Below are 18,815 nucleotides of genomic sequence, written 5' to 3'. Positions count from 1 at the left end.
TCAGAGAAAGGGAGCCAGCGGCATTTTAAGTTTTAGAGCTCAGTTGCATCAACGCGGGTTGGGAACACGCGTGGGCGCGCGCCTGCGATCTCCTCAACGATGCGGATGACCTGGTTCGAGTAGCCGAACTCGTTGTCGTACCACACGTAAAGAACCAGGTGCTTACCGGAAGCGATGGTTGCCAAACCATCCACAATGCCTGCGTGGGTGGATCCCACGAAGTCAGAGGAAACAACCTCTGGGGAAGCAATGTAGGAAATCTGCTGGCGCAGGTCGGAGTGCAGGGAAACGTTACGCAGGAAGTCGTTGACCTCGTCGCGCTCAACTTCCTTCTCCAGCTCCAGGTTCAGCACAGCCATGGACACGTCCGGGGTAGGAACGCGAATAGCGTTACCAGTCAGCTTGCCCTCGAACTCCGGAACGGCCTTGGACACGGCCTTTGCAGCGCCGGTCTCCGTCAGAACCATGTTGAGGCCAGCTGCGCGGCCGCGGCGATCGCCCTTGTGGAAGTTATCGATCAGGTTCTGGTCGTTGGTGAAAGAGTGCGCGGTCTCCACATGACCGTGGACAACGCCGTAACGGTCGTTGATGACCTTGAGAACAGGGGTGATGCCGTTGGTGGTGCAGGATGCAGCCGAGATGATCTTGTCGGAGTCCTCGATGGTGTCGTGGTTGATGCCGTAGACGATGTTCTTCAGGTCACCCTTGCCCGGTGCGGTCAGCAGGACGCGGGAGATACCCTTGGATTCCAGGTGCTGCTCCAGGCCCTTGCGGTCGCGCCATACACCAGTGTTGTCCACGAGGACGGCGTTGTCGATGCCGTAGGAGGTGTAATCGATGTCGGTTGGGTCGTTGGCGTAGATCATCTGAATCTTGGTGCCGTTTGCCCAGATGACCTCGTTCTCTTCGTCCACACCGATGGTGCCGTTGAAAGCACCGTGGACGGAGTCACGGCGCAGCAGAGAGGCGCGCTTGAAGATGTCGCCGTCGCCCTTCTTGCGGACCACAATTGCGCGCAGGCGAACGCCACCGTAAGCAGCCTCACGAGCGATCAGGATGCGGGCCAGCAGACGGCCGATGCGGCCGAAGCCATAAAGCACAACGTCGGTGCACTCCTTGTCCACGGCAGCGCCAACCAGGTCAACGAGCTCCTGCTCGAGGTAGTTGCGCAGACTGGTGGAGTTGGACTCAGCGTAGCCAGATGCCAGGCGGCCCAAGTCGATGGAGGCAGTGCCGAGGTTCATGTCGCACAGTTCCTTCAGGATGGGAAGGGTCTCTGCGGTGGACAATTCGCGGTTCGCGATACGGCGAGCGTAGCGGTGAGCCTTCATGATGTCGATGTCCGTCACGCCACTCAAGACGCGACCGTAGATGGTGGTCACGACATTGTTGGTGCGGTGCAGTTGGTGGATGAGCGGAATCATCTCCTGAGCAAGCTCGAGACGTTCGTTCCAGTCAGCGTGTCCAACCTGTGCGTTCGCAGTCACGTGTTCTTTTCCTTTACTCGTCATGGGGGTAAACCAACATTCAACCGTAAATATTAACTGTTATGAGTGCCCGTTTGGGCATAGATGGTGCAGGATCTCCGCCACACTACCCCCGTTGATTTTCTCAACCTCTTCTCCCACGAGGCAATAGCCCACCGCCGGGTCCTTTTGGGCACGCCGCGCCTTCAACATCGAATTGAGATAGGGGTAAAGCGGAGAAAGCTGCGGGTTGCTTCGTGTAAATTCCGTTTCCAATCCACGCGCATAACGCCCGGAAAAGGCACGCGTAGAAACGCTCCTCCCGCCACGCGCAAGAAGCTTACGGTTAACCGGCGAAGTGCCCGCTTCCGACGCCAAAAGGAAGGCCGAGCCACAGCTCACCGCAACCACCCCCGGCCAGGCCAACGCTCGTTCGACATCCGCGGAGCTGCGCATGCCACCGGCGGCGATGAGAGGAATGGGGGCGTCGCCAAGCGCGGCGTGCACAGCGAACACGAGCTCCTCCAGCGGCCGCCAATCAGGTTCTGCCTCCGCATCCCACACGCCGCGATGGCCGCCTGCCTCGGGGCCCTGCACGCACAACGCGTCGACGCCGCGGCGCGCCGCCTCCACTGCCTCGGCCGGGGTGGTCACCGTGGTCCACGCCTCTGCCCCAGCGGCGTGAATGCACGTGATTTCCTCCTCCGTAAACGTCCCGAACATCGACCACAGCACCGCAGCGCCCGCGTCGAGCGCCATGTTCAGTTTCTCCGTCCAGCCGAATTCCAGGTCCGCCTCCAGCACCGAAACGCCCAGCTCCTGTGCCATAGCACTCACCGCCTCCATATTGGCTGGGCTTAGCGGTTCCTGCGCGTGAAAAAGGTTAACGCCGAAGCGGTGTCCCCGGCACGCCTCGATCTGCTCTTGAGCAGCGCTTAACGACGCCGTCCCCAGCGCCAACGCACCAAAGGAGCCGTTGTGCTCTGCAGCAATGACGCTGTCAGGCGTGGTGGGGCCACCCGCCATGGGGGCGGGAAGTACTCTGATTTTTAGGCTTTTTAGAATGGCGCTCATAGCGTCCACCTTAGATCTCGACCAATTGTGAGGGCACATGACTGCTTCTGCTTCATCTTCTGCTGACTCTTCCGCGGGCAGCTTCTTCGCGCGGCTCGTGTCGCGGCTTTTCGGGTCCTCCGTTAAGGAAACGGGGGCGTCGTCAATGGCGGCTCTCGAGGCTGCAGACCTCGACGCCGAATGGCTCGTGGTGGGCTTAGGCAATCCGGGCGCCAAGTACGCAGCCACCCGCCATAACGTGGGATACATGGCCGTCGACGATTTGCTGGCGGAATCCGGGGAACTCTTGCAGCCGGTGGCCGGCCACTCCCTCACCGCCGCACCGTTGAATGTTGCAGACACGCCGATTCTGGTGGTGCGCTCGGCGACGTTTATGAACTTGTCCGGCGATCCTATTGCTCCCTTGGCGCAGCAGTTGGGCATTCCGGCTGAGCGGGTCCTCGTTATCCATGACGAGCTGGATCTGCCGCCGAACAAGATTCGAATCAAGGTTGGAGGTAATGAAAACGGCCACAACGGGCTGAAATCGCTGACGGAGCGGCTGGGTACTCGCGACTATCCTCGTGTGCGCATCGGCATTGGCCGCCCGCCCAAGGGTTCTTCGATTCCTGATTACGTTTTGGGTCCGATCGACGCGGACGTAGGTTTCGACGCCGCGATCGAGACGGCTGCCGACGCCGTGCGCCTCATCGTAAGTTCTGGGATCCAAAGCGCACAGAATGAGATTCATTCCCGCAAGTAACCCACCACGCGGACCTGTTTACGCCTAAACTAAATTTTCATGAGCCACGCCCCACACGAACCGCAGACCATAGTCATTACTGGCGCTTCCGATGGCATCGGTGCCGCAGCCGCGCGCACCCTGCGTGCGAAGCGCCCACAAGACACATTGGTGCTGGTGGGGCGTAATCCGGACAAAACTCGCGCGGTAGCCGAAAGCGTGGGCGCGAGCTACCACGTAGCGGATTTTGAATCCCTCGGGCAGGTGCGGCGCTTGGCGGACGAACTCGGCGAACTTGAGGAAATTCACGCACTGGGCAACAACGCTGGGGGCATTTTTGACGGCCCCTTCACCACCGCCGATGGTTTCGAACGCACGTGGCAGGTAAACGTCGTGGCTCCATTTTTGTTGACCTCCCTGCTGCGGGACAAGCTCCGCAAGACCGACGCCACCATCGTGCAGACTGCATCCGTGGCTAATCTCTTGATGTCTGCCTTCGACCCAGGTGACCCAAATACCTTCCAGAAATTCACCGCCGAGCGTGCCTACGGCAACGCGAAGTTGGGGGACATCCTGCTCACCAGCTACTTGCACAACCACGACATGACCTCCGTGGCCTTCCACCCCGGTGTCCTAGCCACCAATTTTGCGCGCACTTCTCATAGCCGGACTCGGAAGTTCTACTCCGGCGCACTGTCCAAGAGCTTTGGTAGAGCGGAGGAAGGCGGCGACAATCTAGCGTATTTCCTCACCGGCACGCCGGGGATTCACTTCGAGTCCGGCGAGTACTACAACAGCAAACGCAAGCTGGGTCTGCGGCGCCCGATGGCTAAGAAGTCGGCCGTGGCCCGCCGCATCTTCGATGATTTGGGCGAGCAGTTGGGTGTTAGTTGGGACTAGCCGTGCGTCTGTGGTGGCGCAATTCAGGGGCCGACGCAAAGGGCAGCTAAACTAGCCCGCATGAGTATTGCCTCCGAAGCCACCCGCCGCCGCACGTTTGCCGTCATCGCCCACCCGGACGCCGGTAAGTCCACATTGACTGAGGCGTTGGCGCTACACGCGCACATTATTAATGAAGCCGGTGCGGTGCACGGCAAGGGCAACCGCAAGGCCACTGTCTCCGACTGGATGGAGATGGAAAAGGACCGCGGTATTTCGGTAGCTTCCTCCGCGCTGCAGTTTGAGTACGCGCCGGAGAACCATGAGGGCGAGCCCTTCATGATCAACCTCGTTGACACCCCAGGTCACGCGGACTTCTCGGAGGATACCTACCGCGTTCTCACGGCCGTGGATGCCGCGGTCATGCTTATCGACGCCGCCAAGGGCCTCGAGCCCCAAACCCTCAAGCTCTTCCGCGTGTGCAAGGCCCGCGGATTGCCGATCATTACGGTTATCAACAAGTGGGACCGCGTGGGCCGCGAGCCGCTGGAGCTGGTCGATGAAATCGTCAACGAGATTCAGCTGCAGCCGACTCCCCTGTACTGGCCGGTAGGCATCGCTGGCGACTTCCGCGGCTTGGCGCACATCAATGAGGACGGCGAGGCCGACAACTACATCCACTTCATCCGTACTGCGGGTGGCTCGACGATCGCACCTGAGGAGCATTACGATCCGAGCGACGCTGAAGCCAAGGAAGGTGATGCCTGGGAGACCGCTGTCGAGGAGGCAGAGCTCCTGGCTGCCGACGGCGCCCTGCACGATCAAGAGCTCTTCGAGCAGTGCGTCACTTCCCCGCTCATCTTCGCATCCGCGATGCTCAATTTTGGCGTGCACCAGATTCTGGACACTCTGTGCGCCATCGCCCCAGCGCCGCGTTCGCGCGATTCCGATCCGAAGGCCATCGAGGCAGCCGGCTCTGGCGGCGCGGCGGCAATCGACGAGACGCGTGAGATCACCGATGACTTCTCAGGTGTCATCTTCAAGGTGCAGGCAGGCATGGACCGCAAGCACCGCGATAACCTCGCGTTTATGCGCGTGGTCTCCGGTGAGTTCGAGCGTGGCATGCAGGTCAGCCACGCCCAGTCGGGCCGCAGCTTCTCCACGAAGTACGCGCTGACCGTCTTCGGACGCACCCGCGACACAGTGGACAGTGCCTTCCCTGGCGACATTGTTGGCTTGGTCAACGCTGGTTCTTTGGCGCCTGGCGACACCATCTACGCCGGCAAGAAGGTCCAGTTCAAGCCGATGCCGCAGTTCGCCCCGGAGGCCTTCCGCATTTTGCGCGCGAAGTCTTTGGGCGATTACAAGGCGTTCCGTAAGGGACTCGACCAGCTGGCGGCCGAGGGCGTCGTCCAGATCCTGCGCAACGAAACCCGTGGCGACGCCGCGCCTGTCATGGCTGCGGTGGGTCCCATGCAGTTCGAGGTCATGCAGGCCCGCATGGAGGTCGAGTACAACGTCGAGACCGTCACCGAGCCTATCCCCTACTCCGTCGCCCGCCGCACCGACGCCGAGTCCGCGCCGGAGCTCGGCCGCCAGCGTGGCGTGGAAATTTTCACCCGCACCGACGGTGAACTCATCGCTCTCTTCGGCGACAAGTGGAAGCTCGCCTTCGTGGAGAAAGAACACCCAGAGCTAACAATTGAACCGCTCGTCGCTGACTAATCCCCCACCGAATTACTTGTCTTGGGCAGCGGCGGCCAGCACGGCGCGGCGGCGGGATTGAACCCCGCGTGGTGCTCGTGGCTGCAACACAGTGGCAAGCATCTAAAACAAGGCATACCAAATGGGCCGAGAAATCCCTCGGCCTACTTCGCTCAGATATCTTGCGCGGCTACTGTGCCCACGGCGGCAGCCACCGCACCTTTCCGTGAATTCGTGCCAACCTCCCTCGGCTCGGGCACATGTCTGGCGCAGAACCCGGCGGCGAGTCGTCGTTGACACCGTTGTGATAGGGACAGCAGGTAGAAAGGTTGCGCATATTCGTTTCGCCGCCGTTGCGCCACGCCTCAAGGTGATGAATCTGCGCAAGGTCCGCCGGATAGTTGCAGTCTCCCCACGGGCAGGTAGGATTCTCCGCCGCCGCCATTAGGCGCTGCTTTTGTTGGCAAAGCGCGAAGTCCGGTACAGATTCACCGGCCCCTCATGCGGATGCACAAGCGTGACGTAACCACGCTCGCTTAGCGTCTTATGTACCAGGTCAGCGCCTCTAATCGTTGCGCCATTGGTCAGCCGCAGCGTGATCTCTTCCCCGCCGCCGTCCACGATTTGGTCGAGCTCATCCAGCGTCACAATCACATTAGTCGAAGCGATGGGCTCGGCCACCCCGTTGAAGAAGGCCTCCCGGACCGATTCCACCGGCCGCTGCGGATCAACCGCCGCATGCAACTGCGCAATGATGTCCGAAGGCCCAGTAAGCGCCAACGTCCACGGCTTACCCCTGCGCCGTGTCAGGCGGATTCCTTCCCGCGGCGCGCGCGGCTTGGACAACTCCTTCACCAACTTTCGCGCCCGCCGCCTCAATGCTGAATCCGAGCCGGTCATCGTGCACAGCTCCTCCCGCAACCGCCACGCGTCACGTTGATTGCGCAGCATTCGGGCGTACTTCTCAATAAGCTGCAGCGTGGCCAAGCCGTGCCGCGAAGAGCGCGCTCGCCGCTGCATTTTCTTGAACTTCGTCTCCCCGAAGTACACCTGCGCCAATTCCCGCAAACTCCGCGCTTGCACCTCGCTAGCGCCGAGCTCAAGGAGTTCGCGTTCGGATAAGCCGGCGGCGTCGGCAAGCAGTGCCGTGCCTTGGGCCTGAGCGCGAAGAAACTGTGCAAGAAGCGTCATGACTCTCACGCTAAGGGCGCAGCACAAACGCTCTCAAGAGGCAATTTCAAATCTGTGGATAACTCGTTGGTAGCGTCAACTAACTTGCCCCTGTTATCCACAAAAGTGGACGTTTTAGCCCTCCAAGAACTCCTTCCAGCCTGGCCATTCCGCATAGGTCTGGGCCCGCCCAGCCGCGTAGTTGGCGCGCAGCTTCGCCACAGAGCGCTCAGTCGAGGCAACCTGCATATCCTCCGGGAAGAATAGGCAAGCCCGGCCCTCCCGCTCCAGCTCCAGCAAGCGGTCCTTCGATGCGTTGTACTTTGGCGGGCGTGTGATTAAGGCATCAGCCACCGCTGGATTCTTCCGGAATACGCGGCGAATCATCATCGGGCGCGCAGCCTTGGGCCGCACGTAGCCGCGAGGCTTAGAGCCGATGAAGAGGAACTTCTTGAAACCCGCGAACTCTGCCTGCGCAATCGTGATGCCGCCGGATTCACCCAGCGCACCGTCCACATAAGGCACGCCGTCGATAACCCGCATCGGCATAATCAGCGGCAGCGTCGAGGACGCTCGCACGCGCGCGAACAAGTCCGACGGTTTTTCAATATCCTTCTGAGACCAGTACACCGACTCGCCCGTATCCGCGCGGGTGGCGGCCAGGTTCATGATGGCAGGATTGTCCTTGTACGCCTGCCAATTAAACGGCAGGTCCTTATCCGCAGAGCGCTCATAGATGTATTCCGCGTTGAAGTAGCCGCGGCCGCGCATGAGCGAGCCCACGCCGCCAAAGCTGGGGTTGTTGGCGAAATCCACGAAGGAATCCTCGGCACGGATGGCGTCCTGGGAAAGGTAATTCACGGTATGCGAAGCACCTGCAGATACACCACCAACCCAGCCAAATTGCACTTGTTCCTGGATGAGTTTGACGATGCAAGGGGCGGTGTAGGAGTTGCGCATGCCGCCACCTTCGATGACGAGCGCGGTGTCTAGGGCGTCAATCATGGCCGCAAGTTTACGCTTGTCCATCTGCAACACCGAAGAACTATGCTTTTGCACATGGGTCTTTTCAACGCGCTTTCCGCTCTCACATCGAAGCTAGGCTCCAGCGCACCACGCCTGGCGCAGGTGGATGGAAACGCCCCGCTTGTCGACGTCGCCAAGCTCAGCGTATCCACAGCCGAGTCCCTCATCATCGTGGTCACCGACCCCGTAGGCGCCGAGGTCATACGCACAATCGCCGAGTCGGGCGAGGCCGCAACGCTGCGTTCTGCGGAGGCCACTGTGTACTTTAAGGTTTCCGCAAAGCGCGAACTGCCCGTGCACGATCCGCGCAAGGGCTGGGCCATCCCCCTGGATCCGGAGCTGCGCGAACAAATCACCGCCGCTATCACCGGGCCCGGCGAATTCGAATTAACTGACGTGCTTGCCATCGTCGTGGAGGAAAACTAATCATGCTCATCTTGCCTTTCAACGGTGTGTACCCGCGCATTCACCGCAGCGCCTGGATTGCTCCGAACGCCACCATCATTGGCGACGTGGAAATCGGCCCCGATTCCTCGGTCTTCTACGGCTGCGTCCTACGCGCGGACGTGGGCGCCATTCGCCTAGGCGCCCGCGTCAACATCCAGGACAATTCCGTCATCCACGAGGAAGCCGACGTTGCGTGCGTTTTGGAGGATGACGTCACGGTTGGCCACATGGCGATGCTGCACGGCACGCACGTGGGCGCTGGCACGCTGGTTGGAATGAAGGCCACGCTGCTGTCGCGTTCGGTAGTGGGCCCGGGCTCACTCATCGCTGCCGGCGCGCCCGTGCTGGAGGGACAGGAGATCCCAGCGAAGTCCCTCGCCGCCGGCATCCCGGCAAAGGTTCGCCGCGAACTCAGCGATGAGCAATCGCATTCCTTTATCCCTCACGCCGGACGCTACGTTGATCTATCCACGGCACAGGCGCTTTCCGACGCCGCCGTTTCCCTCGAGGACGTCTACTACGACTAGGGGCCGCTAGAGACTCAGCACACCCATGATGACGAGGAAGATTGCCACGACGTAGCCGCTGATTTCGGCTACGCGCGCGGAGTTTTCGCGGGCTGCGGAAAAAAGCTTGCCAGCGGCACTTTGCGGCTGCGCGCGCACGAGGGCGATGAAGATTCCACACAGCGTGGGCAGCGAGAGCGCCAGCGTGGCGTACCACAAAGTGCCCAGGTAGCGGGTGGCGTCGGAGAACTCGCCGGCGGCGAGGTGCAGAAGGCCGCCGTAGAAGGGCACGGAGGTCAGCGACTGCACCACGCCCATGATGAAACCGATAGCTGCGGTCTTGAGCGAGGGCTCGCGCAGCGGCACGAGGAGTTTTTCCACCATCGGGTTGGATTCGCCTTTGGAACGCCAGGCGCCGAAACCGATGAGCACGCCTACTGCGATGAGGACGATGCCGGTTATTGGCGACTCCAGCGCGGCAACGATCTGTTCGCGGATTCCAACGAAGATAAAGAGCACGGCCAGGGAGGCCACGAGCACGCCGAGCCAATCCCCCGCCACGATTAGCGGCGCCACCTTGCGGTATTTACCGCGTGGCAGGATGATTCCGATGGCAACGAGGATGCCGATGAGCAGCGCGTTGACGGAGTCTCCGAAAGCATAGATGACGGCGTGGAGCATGCGCGCAAGTCTACAGTGCGCGGCGGCGGCCCCAAATTTCATAAAGGATCTGCACATGTCAAAATTCCTCTACCACTTGGGTAGCTGGTCATATCGAAAAGTCTGGCCGTTCCTCGCGTTCTGGCTGGTACTGCTCGTCGCGATGGGCGGCCTCACTGGCGCCTTCGCGAAGTCTCCAAGCCCCACTTTTTCCATGCCAGACATGGACTCCACCGTCACCCAAGAGCAGATGATGGAGCGCTTCGGCACGGAGACAGATGCAATGAGTGCCCCCAGCGCCACCATCACACTGCAGGCTCCGGAGGGCAAAAAGCTCACGGATAAGGCGGTCATGGGCGAAGTCGATTCCATGATCAAGGAGCTGCAAGGAACCGACGCGCTGAAGGACCCCGACGCAATCGTTAACCCGGTCATGGCTTCCATGGGAATGCAGAAGCAGATGACCGAGAAAATGGCCGCGCAGGGCATGCCGCAGGAGCAGATCGATTCCGACCTTGCCGCACTCTCCCCTCTCAGCGAGGACAAACGCACCGGTACGATCTCCATCAACTTCGATGCCGCGTCCGTCACTGAGATCCCTGCCGAAGAGATGACCGCGGTCACCGACGTTCTCAAGAAGTACGACGACGGTGACCTCACCGTGAAGTACGGCGGCAATGCCTTCAACGGCGCCACCGAGATGAACATGGTCTCTGAGGTCATCGGCCTCATCGTTGCCGCCATCGTCCTGCTCATCACCTTCGGTTCCTTCGTGGCCGCAGGTATGCCGCTCATCTCTGCCGTCGTCGGCGTGGGCGTGGGAATCCTGGGCGTCCAGCTCGCCACAGTCTTCACCGACTCTGTCTCCGACATGACGCCGATGCTGGCCTCCATGATCGGCCTGGCCGTGGGCATCGACTACGCGCTGTTCATCGTGGCCCGCTTCCGCAACGAGCTCATCACCTCCTCCGGACTCAATGATCTGAGTCCGAAGGAGCTCGCGCAGGAGCTCAAGAAGATGGACAAGGCAACCCGCGCACACGCCATGGGCATGGCCTTGGGCACCGCTGGTTCCTCCGTGGTCTTCGCTGGTGCCACCGTGGTCATCGCACTGGCAGCGCTGACCATCATCGGTATTCCGTTCCTGTCCACCATGGCCATCGCCGCTGCCGCAACCGTGGTTGTGGCAGTCTGCGTCGCGCTCACCTTCATCCCTGGCCTCTTGGGCCTGTTCGGCACCAAGGTCTTCGCTGGCCGCGTGCCGGGCCCCAAGGTTCCGGACCCTGAGGACGAAAAGCCCACCATGGGCCTAAAGTGGGTACGCCGCATTCGCGCTCACCCGTGGATGCACCTCATCGCCGGCGTGCTGTTGCTCGGAATCCTCGCCCTGCCGGCCGCCAACCTACGCCTGGCCATGCCCACCGACGGAACCTCGAAGCTGGGCACCCCGCAGCGCGATGCTTATGAGATGACCGAAGAGGCATTCGGCCCAGGTCGCAACGCCCCGATGATCGCTTACGTCGACGTCGCGGACGTCGCAAAGCAAGACCGCATGCCGGCCTTCCAGGAACTCCTCAAGGACTTCAGTGAGACCGAGGGCGTCGTCAATGCGCAGATCGTCGCCACCACGGACAACATGGACGCGGCGCAGATCCTGATTACCCCGACCACCGGCGCAACCGACGAGACCACCACCGAAACCCTGGAAAAGCTCCGCGGTTTCAAGGCCGAGTTCGAAGACAACACCGGCGGCACCTACGGCATCACTGGTATCACCCCAATCTTCGATGACATTTCGCAGAAGCTTAGCGACGTCCTCCTCCCCTACATCGCGATCGTCCTCGGCCTAGCATTCATCGTGCTTCTCCTCGTCTTCCGCTCCATCTGGGTGCCGCTCATCGCGGCCGCTGGCTTCGGCCTGTCCATGGCAGCCACCTTCGGCGTCACCGTGGCCATCTTCCAGGAGGGCATGTTCGGAATCATCGACGACCCACAGCCGCTGCTGTCCTTCCTGCCGATCATGCTCATCGGCCTGACCTTTGGTCTCGCAATGGACTACCAGGTATTCCTGGTCACCCGCATGCGCGAGGGCTTCGTCCATGGCAAGACCGCAGGCAACGCGACGTCGAATGGCTTCAAGCATGGCGCACGCACCGTGACCGCGGCAGCGCTCATCATGATCTCCGTGTTCGCAGCCTTCATGCTCATTGACCTCCCATTCATCAAGACCATGGGCTTCGCCCTTGCGGTTGGTGTGTTCATGGACGCCTTCGTTGTATGCATGATGATCATCCCGGCCACGATGTTCCTGCTCGATAAGAAGGCATGGTCAATTCCGAAGTGGCTCGATAGGATTCTGCCCAACATGGACATCGAAGGCGAGGCTCTCAGTGCCCAGCACGAAGAACTCCAAAGAGTTTCAGCGCGATAAAGTAGAGGAAAAGTCGAAGGGAAAGGAAGCAGCTCGTGTCTAGCTTGCGGGAAACCAAGAAGCAGGCAACGCGCCATGCCATTGCAGATTCGGCAGCGCGTTTGGTGGTCGATGAGGGCGTGGAAAACCTCACCGTCGCCCGAATTGCTGAAGCCGCGGGGGTATCCCCGCGCACCTTCCATAACTATTTCTCTTCGGCCTCCGATGCTTTGTTCTTCTTCGCCGCGAGCTTGCTCGATTCCCACTCCGATGATGTCGAGAACCTGTCCCCGGAGATGGGCATCAACGAATTCTTCGAGACTATGTTGCTCGAGGTCCTCGACGATGACCAGCCCAACCTGCATTCCCTCGCCACGCTCGTCACAATCGGCGAGTCCATCGAGAGCATGAGCCACACTGCTGAGGAACGTCAACGCTATGAAAAGGTGGCTTTCGGAATCGTCGAGGCTTTCGGCCGCCGCATGCCAGGTTATTCCAAACTGGAACTAGCAATCCTGCTTGCAGCACACGGCGCCGCGGGCAAGGTCGCGCTGACGGAGATCGCTGACCAGGAAAGCTCCGGCACAAAGCTCAGTTCCGCTGAAAAGCGCGAGATCGTGCATCATGCCTTCCAATTCCTGAAGCAGATTCCTTAGACCAGCCACAACCCAGCTCAGTGTCCCCTGATTTTTGCAGTTCACTGAAAATTCACCCCGGGCCCCCGCAAGAGCGGTGGTTTCCGGGGTATTGTCGTGTAAGTCGTATTTACCCCCGAGCATATTTGGAGTGTCCACAGTGAAGGTAGCGATTCTGGGCGGCGACGGATTCTGTGGATGGCCAGCCTCCCTGTACCTATCTGATCAAGGCCACGACGTCATCATCGTGGACAACCTCTCCCGCCGCGCCATCGACACCGAGCTAGGCGCTGAGTCTTTGACTCCGATCGTCTCCATCGAAGAGCGCATCGCCGCCTGGCACGAGGTCTCCGGTAAGACCATCGAGTTCCGCAACTTCGACGTGGCGCAGGACTACGACGCTCTCCTTGAGTTCCTCACCACCGAGCGTCCCGACGCCGTGGTGCACTTCGCCGAGCAGCGCGCTGCGCCTTACTCCATGAAGAGCTCCCGCACCAAGCGCTACACAGTGGACAACAACATCAACGCCACCCACAACCTGCTGACTGCCATCGTCGAGTCCGGTGAAGACATTCACGTGGCGCACCTTGGCACGATGGGCGTCTATGGCTACGGCACCGCCGGAATGGAAATTCCGGAAGGCTACCTCGACGTCCAAGTCAAGGTTGAGGGCCAAGAGCCGATCGAGCAGTCGATCCTGTACCCTTCTAACCCTGGCTCCGTGTACCACATGACTAAAGTCCTGGATCAGCACCTGTTTGCGTACTATGCCAAGAACGATGAACTGCGCATCACCGACCTGCACCAGGGCATCATCTGGGGCACCCACACCGAGCAGACCCTCAAGGACGAGCGCCTTATCAACCGATTCGACTACGACGGCGACTACGGCACGGTGCTCAACCGCTTCCTCATCCAGGCCGGTATCGGCTACCCGCTTACCGTCCACGGCACCGGCGGCCAGACCCGCGCTTTCATCCACATCCGCGACATGGTTCGCTGCGTCGAACTCGCGCTCGAGAACCCGCCGGCCAAGGGTGATCGCGTCAAGATCATTAACCAAATGACTGAAACCCACCGTGTTCGCGATCTCGCAGAACTGGTGGCCAAACTCTCTGGTGCCAAGCTCGCCATGGTGCCGAACCCGCGCAAGGAGTCCGCAGAAAACGAATTACACGTCTCTAACAACACCTTCCTCGAGCTGGGCCTTGAACCCACCACTTTGTCCGAGGGTCTCCTTCACGAGGTCGAGGAAGTCGCGCAGCGCTACGCCGACCGAGTGGACCGCTCCAAGATCCCGGCCCAGTCCCTGTGGACCAAGCAGCAGCATGCGGGCGTTCCGGAAGAACTCCTCAACGAGGCCGCTCACTAAGCAATTCACCGAAGCATCGTGCGCATAGCCATCGTTACCGAGGTCTTCCTGCCAAAGATCGACGGAGTAGTCACCCGCATCACCCACACCCTGAAACAGCTCGCGGTACTGGGCCATGAGGTCCGCATCTTCGCCCCAGGCAACCCGCCAGAGACCTTTGCGGGATTCGAGGTAACCCGCATCCCTAGTCTCTCTCTGCCGGTGTATCCAGAGATCAAGTTCGGACTGCCCACCTGGAAGTTCTTCTCGGAGATTCGCGCCTGGGAGCCTGACGTCATCCACGCCGTCAATCCAGTCTGGACCGCTGCACTTGGCGTATTCGCGGCGCAGCGCGACGCCGTCCCACTCGTGGCCAGCTTCCACACCAACGTCCCCGAATACGTTGAAGCACTCGGCATCGGCTGGACCCGCCCACTGACTGAGGCCGCCATCAACTACCTCCACAACCAGGCCGCCGTGAACCTTTGCACCTCTGGCCCGATGGTGGATAAGGCCCGCGGCATCGGCATGCACAACGTCAAACTGTGGCCCAAGGCCGTGGACACGCAGACGTATCACCCGAGGAAGGCGTCGCCAAGCATGCGCGAACGCCTCACCGCCGGCCACCCGGAGGCCCCACTGCTGACCTATATCGGGCGCATCTCCAAGGAAAAAGACCTGGAAAGGCTCGACAACGTCATCCGCCTGGTGCGCGGCCAGGCACCGGACGCACGCCTCGCCATCATCGGCGCGGGACCGTACCTCGACGCGCTCAAGGCAACCTTCGATCCCGAGATGACGGTATTTACCGGCTACCTCTCCGGCGAAGAACTCGCGCAGGCCTTCGCTTCGGGCGACGTATTCCTCTTCCCCTCTGCCACCGAAACCCTCGGCCTCGTGGCATTGGAATCCTTCGCCTCTGGAGTGCCGGTCATCGGCACCAACGCTGGCGGAATCCCCTTCGTCATCGAAGAAGGCGTGACGGGCCACCTCATCGATCCCGACGCTCCCGACGAAGCTTGGGCGGGCGCAGCGCTGGGCCTGATTGAAGATTCTTCGCGACGCGCCGCCATGGGACAGGCCGCGCGTGCCGAAGCTGAGCAGTATTCATGGTTAGAATCCACAAAGGCGCTCGTTGCAGCCTATGAAGAAGCTACTGCCAACCCCTATCACCGCTGACAAGGATTCCTCATGCCATTGCCGCCGTTGCCACTGCCCACCAGCTTGGAAGAGATCTACTCCGCCGGCGCATTCGTGCAAACCGGAATAGACGCCTCCTTCGCCGAGTTTTTGGGCAAGGTAACTGCCATCGAGTTCAACTTCCAGCCATCTCCTGAAGGAGACGCGGAGACTGAGCTCGATCAAAAGGTTCAGGTGCGTTTCAACACAGCGAGGGGCCCGCAGGACTTTCCGGGAATTCGCCTTGCCACCGTGGAGGACGAGGTCCTAACTTGGCGAGCCACAGGAGCAGCCCAAGCTCCCATGGCGGAGTTCCACGCTCCGCAGCCTTACCACGAATCGTTGCTCACCATTGCGCGCTTCTTGGTAGGAAACGCCCCGGTCGTGCGCGCTCAGCAGGGCGATCACGAGGCAATCATAGCGGTGCCCTTCACCCAACTTCCGCAGGACGCCCGAGCCACGATTCTCGCAGGCATCGAGCGCTTTAGCGGTGGGGTCGACGAGCGTTTGGCGCTATTGCACTTGGCCCAAGCGATGGGCCTTGAGACAGACTCCACCACGCGCGCGGATTCGGAGAGCATTCGACTCAGCGATGGCACTGAAGTCCGCCTTACTCCTGAGGGCGCCCCAGAAGGCCAGCGCATCGTGGTTCTGCAGGGACGCAACTATGGTTTGTTGCCGGAGCAGGTGCTTTCCGACGCCCACTTCACTGCCGTTGAGCACCAATTCTTCCTGGAGGCACGCTACCCCAACGCTGAGGCTGAACTCGATCTTTCGACGGGAAGCGCCGTGCTTAACACGGCTACCGGCTCGACGACCGTGAACGCGCACCTCATCGCGGTTGTTGACTCTGAGAATTTGACCTGGGCATGGGCGGAGCCTGAGTATTCCTCGACTGTCGCGGCCCAAGCTGCACATAATCTTCTACGTTTTGGACGCGATAATGCGCTGCCGGATTTCGTGCGTCCTCAGCTGCCCCTAGCGTGGGCGCGGGCTGCTCATCTGCCACAGATGGCAATGCCGGTGTTGGGAGTATGGACGCTGCTGACCGCGCGCTTGGGTGAAAAGACTGGGTTGTTCCTGGCGAGCTCGCCTACCTTGACGCTGCCCACGCCGACGCGTGATGTTACCGATGCCGTACTGGCGGTAAAACTGCCGACGCAATGCGATGCCGCCCGCGCTCGCTCTGCTTATGCGGCAAACCGCGGCATCCTTTTGTAATTTCTAAAACCCGGCCTGCCGAGTGTGCGCTCGGCGGGTCTTGGGCTTTCTAAGCGCGGGCGATAGCTGCACGGAATTCTTCCGGCTGGCCAACCGGCTGGAACTGCGCGTCTTGGGTTTTGTCCACCAGAACAGCGCGGACGCCCTCTGCGAAGTCTGGGCGACGCAACATGTGCTTGCCGAGTTCTAGTTCCATACGCAGCGCCTCGCGAATGTCAGCGGCATTGGCTTCGGCTTCGAAAAGCTCGGTCGCTGCGACCAGAGCCGAAGCGCACGCCTTCTCGGTAAGTTTGGCGAAGAGTTCTGCGAGTTCCGGATGTTGTGGCAACGCGGCTGCGATCTCTTCCCACGTTGCGTGCTGGAATACCTCGTCGATGTCTTGGATGAGACCTGCCAGCTCTGGCTGACCTTCAGGTTCTACGGCGTGCTTTTCAATGGCCGCGTCAACTCCGTCGGCGATGACGTCCTCGATAAAGGCATCGGCATCGTTGACGACGTGGGTGGCAAGGCCAGACCACAGCATGTCGGCTGCATACATGCGGTAACCGCTCAAACCCCAGAACTTCGCCAGAGCGGGGTCAGCTTCCCCGCGAGTTCCGACCATGCGCTGGGACATGTAGGCGATGCCGACGTCGGTAACGTAGCCGATTGCCATCTCCGGCATAGACGCGAAGGCCTTCTCTGTAACGACTCGGTGCGAACCATGCGCGGAGATACCCAAGCCTCCGCCCATGGCTACGCCGTCGATAACAGCGATATACGGCTTGGGATACTCGGCGATATCCCCGTTGAGCGCGTACTCGCCTTCGAAGAACTCGTCTACCTCTGCCCACTTTTCGGCGAGAACGCCGTCGCGCGCAGCGCGTACGTCGCCACCTGCGCAGAAAGCTTTGGGGCTATTGGAATATACGAGCACCTGCTCGACCTCGTCGTTGTGACGCCACTGGGAAAGAGCTTGACGAATAATGTCAAGCATCTCAGGATTCAAACTATTGAGCGCGCGCGGGCGATTTAGCTCAATCACTCCGGTATGGTTGCGAATTGAAACAAGCACTGGCGAGGATGTTGTGTTTTCGACGTTTATTTTCTCAGACATGCACACCAGTGTGACACATCACAATTGATACGGCCACCCCGATAAATCACAGATTGGTTGGACACTTTGGTTCCGCAGCTCATTGCGCTAGACATGGACGGCACACTGCTTGACCCCCAAGGTCAACTTCCCCCGGACTTTGCTGAGCTCACCGAGCTCGCCCGGAGTCAGGGCGCTACGCTTATCCCCGCATCCGGGCGCCAACTTGCCACCTTGCAGCTGATGTTCCCGGAGTTTTCTACCTTCATTGCGGAAAACGGCGCCGTCGTCATGCGCGATGGCGACATCATCGCGACCTTCCCACTACCGGTCGAGGTGGTCGAGCGCGTCTTGGACGCATCGGCGACTCTTCCTGCCGAACATACGCTGGTTTTGTGCACTCCAGCTGGCGCGTTCATTGAGCGTGACATCCCGGACCATGCCGTCGCAGAGATCTCTAAGTATTACAAGGCAGTGACGTGGGTGGACGACCTCACCGCGGTGCAGCACGACAACATCATCAAGATTGCGGCCTACTGCCAGGACGGATCTGAGGCCAACCTTGCCCCCACTATCGATGATGTCGTCCAGGACCACAATGTGGCCATCTCCGGCAAGGTGTGGCTGGACGTGATGGCGGACGGCGTCGACAAGGGCGCGGCGTTGACTGCGATGGCTGAGTTGAGTTCAATCCCTCTTGCTGAGACCGCTGCTTTTGGGGACTTCCTCAACGATTACGAATTGCTTCGTACTGCCGGATTGGCGGTGGCGATGGACAATGCGCACCCGCAATTGAAAGAGATTGCGGATATCATTGCCCCCTCCAATGCCGACAATGGTGTCGCTACGGTACTGCGGGGCCTGTTCGCAGGTGTCCCAACCAGCGATTTAAGCATTTCTTAGGCAGTCCAAATTTGGGTGAGAAACACTCCCCATTATTTTAGGAATCCATACACTTCGCGGGCTAAACTGATCCAGTCGCTAGCCGCTATTCCCCTGGAGAACGTTTTGAAACAGTTTTTGAGGTCCCTCCTCGGCAAGCCTTCCTCAACTGCCCAGGAGAAGTCCAAGAAACCCGTTTACCAACCGGTCGCGACTCCGACCAAGGGAGAGCAGGCTTCGCAGGCCACCCCTCCGCAGTCCGGCGATGATGCCAAGGCTGATGTTCCTTCTGACGCTAAGTCCGGCGACAAGCCTGGTCAGGGTAGGTCTCCGCAGCAGTCTGCAAAGCCTCAGCCAGGGAAAGCACCGACTCCTAAGCCAGCCGCGCCTAAGGCCCCGGCTGATAAGT

At 60.4% G+C, this 18,815-nt stretch carries 16 protein-coding genes and 2 pseudogenes; 12 read left to right on the top strand and 6 right to left on the bottom strand.

Annotated elements, in window-relative coordinates; translation table 11 throughout:
- Positions 1-32: 32 nt before the first annotated feature.
- Together HMPREF3148_RS11670 and HMPREF3148_RS11665 are read right to left on the bottom strand one after the other, a co-directional pair.
- Entirely contained in the window at positions 33-1,487 is a 1,455-nt protein-coding gene (locus tag HMPREF3148_RS11670) for a glyceraldehyde-3-phosphate dehydrogenase (protein ID WP_046646387.1), read from the bottom strand.
- A 60-nt stretch (positions 1,488-1,547) separates the two neighbouring features.
- Positions 1,548-2,540, bottom strand: coding sequence for a nitronate monooxygenase (locus HMPREF3148_RS11665; RefSeq protein WP_049062748.1), 993 nt, complete (start codon positions 2,538-2,540; stop codon positions 1,548-1,550).
- 37 nt (positions 2,541-2,577) lie between these two features.
- Between HMPREF3148_RS11665 and pth the strand changes: the two genes are divergently transcribed.
- From pth to HMPREF3148_RS11650, 3 genes are read left to right on the top strand one after another with little or no spacing between them, the layout of a single operon-like run.
- Positions 2,578-3,282, top strand: a complete 705-nt coding sequence (gene pth / locus HMPREF3148_RS11660) for an aminoacyl-tRNA hydrolase (RefSeq protein ID WP_070509186.1) — start codon at positions 2,578-2,580, stop codon at positions 3,280-3,282.
- 39 nt (positions 3,283-3,321) lie between these two features.
- Positions 3,322-4,161 carry an SDR family NAD(P)-dependent oxidoreductase gene (locus HMPREF3148_RS11655; RefSeq protein ID WP_070509185.1) on the top strand — a complete coding sequence of 280 codons (840 nt, stop codon included), beginning with the start codon at positions 3,322-3,324 and terminating at the stop codon, positions 4,159-4,161.
- A 60-nt stretch (positions 4,162-4,221) separates the two neighbouring features.
- Positions 4,222-5,865, top strand: coding sequence for a peptide chain release factor 3 (locus HMPREF3148_RS11650; protein WP_070509183.1), 1,644 nt, complete (start codon positions 4,222-4,224; stop codon positions 5,863-5,865).
- Positions 5,866-6,034: 169 nt separating this feature from the next.
- Here the strand turns inward: HMPREF3148_RS11650 and HMPREF3148_RS11645 are convergent.
- Together HMPREF3148_RS11645 and HMPREF3148_RS11640 are read right to left on the bottom strand one after the other, a co-directional pair.
- Positions 6,035-7,035 (bottom strand): annotated as a pseudogene (locus tag HMPREF3148_RS11645) (HNH endonuclease signature motif containing protein).
- 114 nt (positions 7,036-7,149) lie between these two features.
- Complete coding sequence (locus tag HMPREF3148_RS11640) at positions 7,150-8,019, bottom strand: patatin-like phospholipase family protein (RefSeq protein ID WP_070509195.1); 870 nt, start codon at positions 8,017-8,019, stop codon at positions 7,150-7,152.
- Positions 8,020-8,073: 54 nt separating this feature from the next.
- On the opposite strand from HMPREF3148_RS11640, the gene HMPREF3148_RS11635 reads away from it, so the two are divergent.
- Both HMPREF3148_RS11635 and HMPREF3148_RS11630 read left to right on the top strand, forming a co-directional pair.
- A complete protein-coding gene (locus HMPREF3148_RS11635; RefSeq protein WP_046646404.1) occupies positions 8,074-8,466 on the top strand; it encodes a hypothetical protein in 393 nt (130 codons plus the stop codon).
- Positions 8,467-8,468: 2 nt separating this feature from the next.
- On the top strand, positions 8,469-9,014 hold the full coding sequence (locus HMPREF3148_RS11630) for a gamma carbonic anhydrase family protein (protein ID WP_070509182.1): 546 nt from the start codon (positions 8,469-8,471) through the stop codon (positions 9,012-9,014).
- A 6-nt stretch (positions 9,015-9,020) separates the two neighbouring features.
- Here the strand turns inward: HMPREF3148_RS11630 and HMPREF3148_RS11625 are convergent, their stop codons facing one another.
- Entirely contained in the window at positions 9,021-9,674 is a 654-nt protein-coding gene (locus HMPREF3148_RS11625; protein ID WP_049152309.1) for a membrane protein, read from the bottom strand.
- Positions 9,675-9,729: 55 nt separating this feature from the next.
- Between HMPREF3148_RS11625 and HMPREF3148_RS11620 the strand changes: the two genes are divergently transcribed.
- The 5 genes from HMPREF3148_RS11620 to HMPREF3148_RS11600 all read left to right on the top strand — a co-directional run bounded on the left by HMPREF3148_RS11620 (position 9,730) and on the right by HMPREF3148_RS11600 (position 16,449).
- The gene (locus HMPREF3148_RS11620; protein WP_070509180.1) at positions 9,730-12,084 is read left to right on the top strand and encodes an MMPL family transporter; all 2,355 of its coding nucleotides are present in this window, start codon (positions 9,730-9,732) and stop codon (positions 12,082-12,084) included.
- Between the two features lie 35 nt (positions 12,085-12,119).
- Positions 12,120-12,719: a TetR/AcrR family transcriptional regulator gene (locus HMPREF3148_RS11615; protein WP_070509178.1), complete on the top strand. Its 600-nt coding sequence runs from the start codon at positions 12,120-12,122 to the stop codon at positions 12,717-12,719.
- Positions 12,720-12,858: 139 nt separating this feature from the next.
- Positions 12,859-14,070: an NAD-dependent epimerase/dehydratase family protein gene (locus tag HMPREF3148_RS11610; RefSeq protein ID WP_005530083.1), complete on the top strand. Its 1,212-nt coding sequence runs from the start codon at positions 12,859-12,861 to the stop codon at positions 14,068-14,070.
- 18 nt (positions 14,071-14,088) lie between these two features.
- The gene (locus tag HMPREF3148_RS11605; RefSeq protein WP_070419989.1) at positions 14,089-15,228 is read left to right on the top strand and encodes a glycosyltransferase family 4 protein; all 1,140 of its coding nucleotides are present in this window, start codon (positions 14,089-14,091) and stop codon (positions 15,226-15,228) included.
- A 12-nt stretch (positions 15,229-15,240) separates the two neighbouring features.
- Positions 15,241-16,449, top strand: coding sequence for a DUF6882 domain-containing protein (locus tag HMPREF3148_RS11600; protein WP_070509176.1), 1,209 nt, complete (start codon positions 15,241-15,243; stop codon positions 16,447-16,449).
- 49 nt (positions 16,450-16,498) lie between these two features.
- On the opposite strand, the gene HMPREF3148_RS11595 is transcribed toward HMPREF3148_RS11600, so the two are convergent.
- Entirely contained in the window at positions 16,499-17,545 is a 1,047-nt protein-coding gene (locus tag HMPREF3148_RS11595) for a 3-hydroxyisobutyryl-CoA hydrolase (protein WP_049192642.1), read from the bottom strand.
- 57 nt (positions 17,546-17,602) lie between these two features.
- On the opposite strand from HMPREF3148_RS11595, the gene HMPREF3148_RS11590 reads away from it, so the two are divergent.
- Together HMPREF3148_RS11590 and HMPREF3148_RS11585 are read left to right on the top strand one after the other, a co-directional pair.
- Complete coding sequence (locus tag HMPREF3148_RS11590) at positions 17,603-18,427, top strand: Cof-type HAD-IIB family hydrolase (protein WP_005530090.1); 825 nt, start codon at positions 17,603-17,605, stop codon at positions 18,425-18,427.
- Between the two features lie 105 nt (positions 18,428-18,532).
- A pseudogene (locus HMPREF3148_RS11585) lies at positions 18,533-18,815 on the top strand (hypothetical protein); the annotation flags it as partial.

The organism is Corynebacterium sp. HMSC05D08 (assembly GCF_001807215.1).
Taxonomy (GTDB): domain Bacteria; phylum Actinomycetota; class Actinomycetes; order Mycobacteriales; family Mycobacteriaceae; genus Corynebacterium; species Corynebacterium striatum.
The sequence above is the reverse complement of the archived record's forward strand: the minus strand, read 5'-3'. Positions and strand labels throughout refer to the sequence as shown.

Coding starts and splice junctions, on each gene's coding strand:
- HMPREF3148_RS11665 (WP_049062748.1), bottom strand. CDS start 2,540: ATGAGCGCCATTCTAAAAAGCCTAAAAATCAGAGTACTTCCCGCCCCC.
- pth (WP_070509186.1), top strand. CDS start 2,578: ATGACTGCTTCTGCTTCATCTTCTGCTGACTCTTCCGCGGGCAGCTTC.
- HMPREF3148_RS11655 (WP_070509185.1), top strand. CDS start 3,322: ATGAGCCACGCCCCACACGAACCGCAGACCATAGTCATTACTGGCGCT.
- HMPREF3148_RS11650 (WP_070509183.1), top strand. CDS start 4,222: ATGAGTATTGCCTCCGAAGCCACCCGCCGCCGCACGTTTGCCGTCATC.
- HMPREF3148_RS11640 (WP_070509195.1), bottom strand. CDS start 8,019: ATGATTGACGCCCTAGACACCGCGCTCGTCATCGAAGGTGGCGGCATG.
- HMPREF3148_RS11635 (WP_046646404.1), top strand. CDS start 8,074: ATGGGTCTTTTCAACGCGCTTTCCGCTCTCACATCGAAGCTAGGCTCC.
- HMPREF3148_RS11630 (WP_070509182.1), top strand. CDS start 8,469: ATGCTCATCTTGCCTTTCAACGGTGTGTACCCGCGCATTCACCGCAGC.
- HMPREF3148_RS11625 (WP_049152309.1), bottom strand. CDS start 9,674: ATGCTCCACGCCGTCATCTATGCTTTCGGAGACTCCGTCAACGCGCTG.
- HMPREF3148_RS11620 (WP_070509180.1), top strand. CDS start 9,730: ATGTCAAAATTCCTCTACCACTTGGGTAGCTGGTCATATCGAAAAGTC.
- HMPREF3148_RS11600 (WP_070509176.1), top strand. CDS start 15,241: ATGCCATTGCCGCCGTTGCCACTGCCCACCAGCTTGGAAGAGATCTAC.
- HMPREF3148_RS11595 (WP_049192642.1), bottom strand. CDS start 17,545: ATGTCTGAGAAAATAAACGTCGAAAACACAACATCCTCGCCAGTGCTT.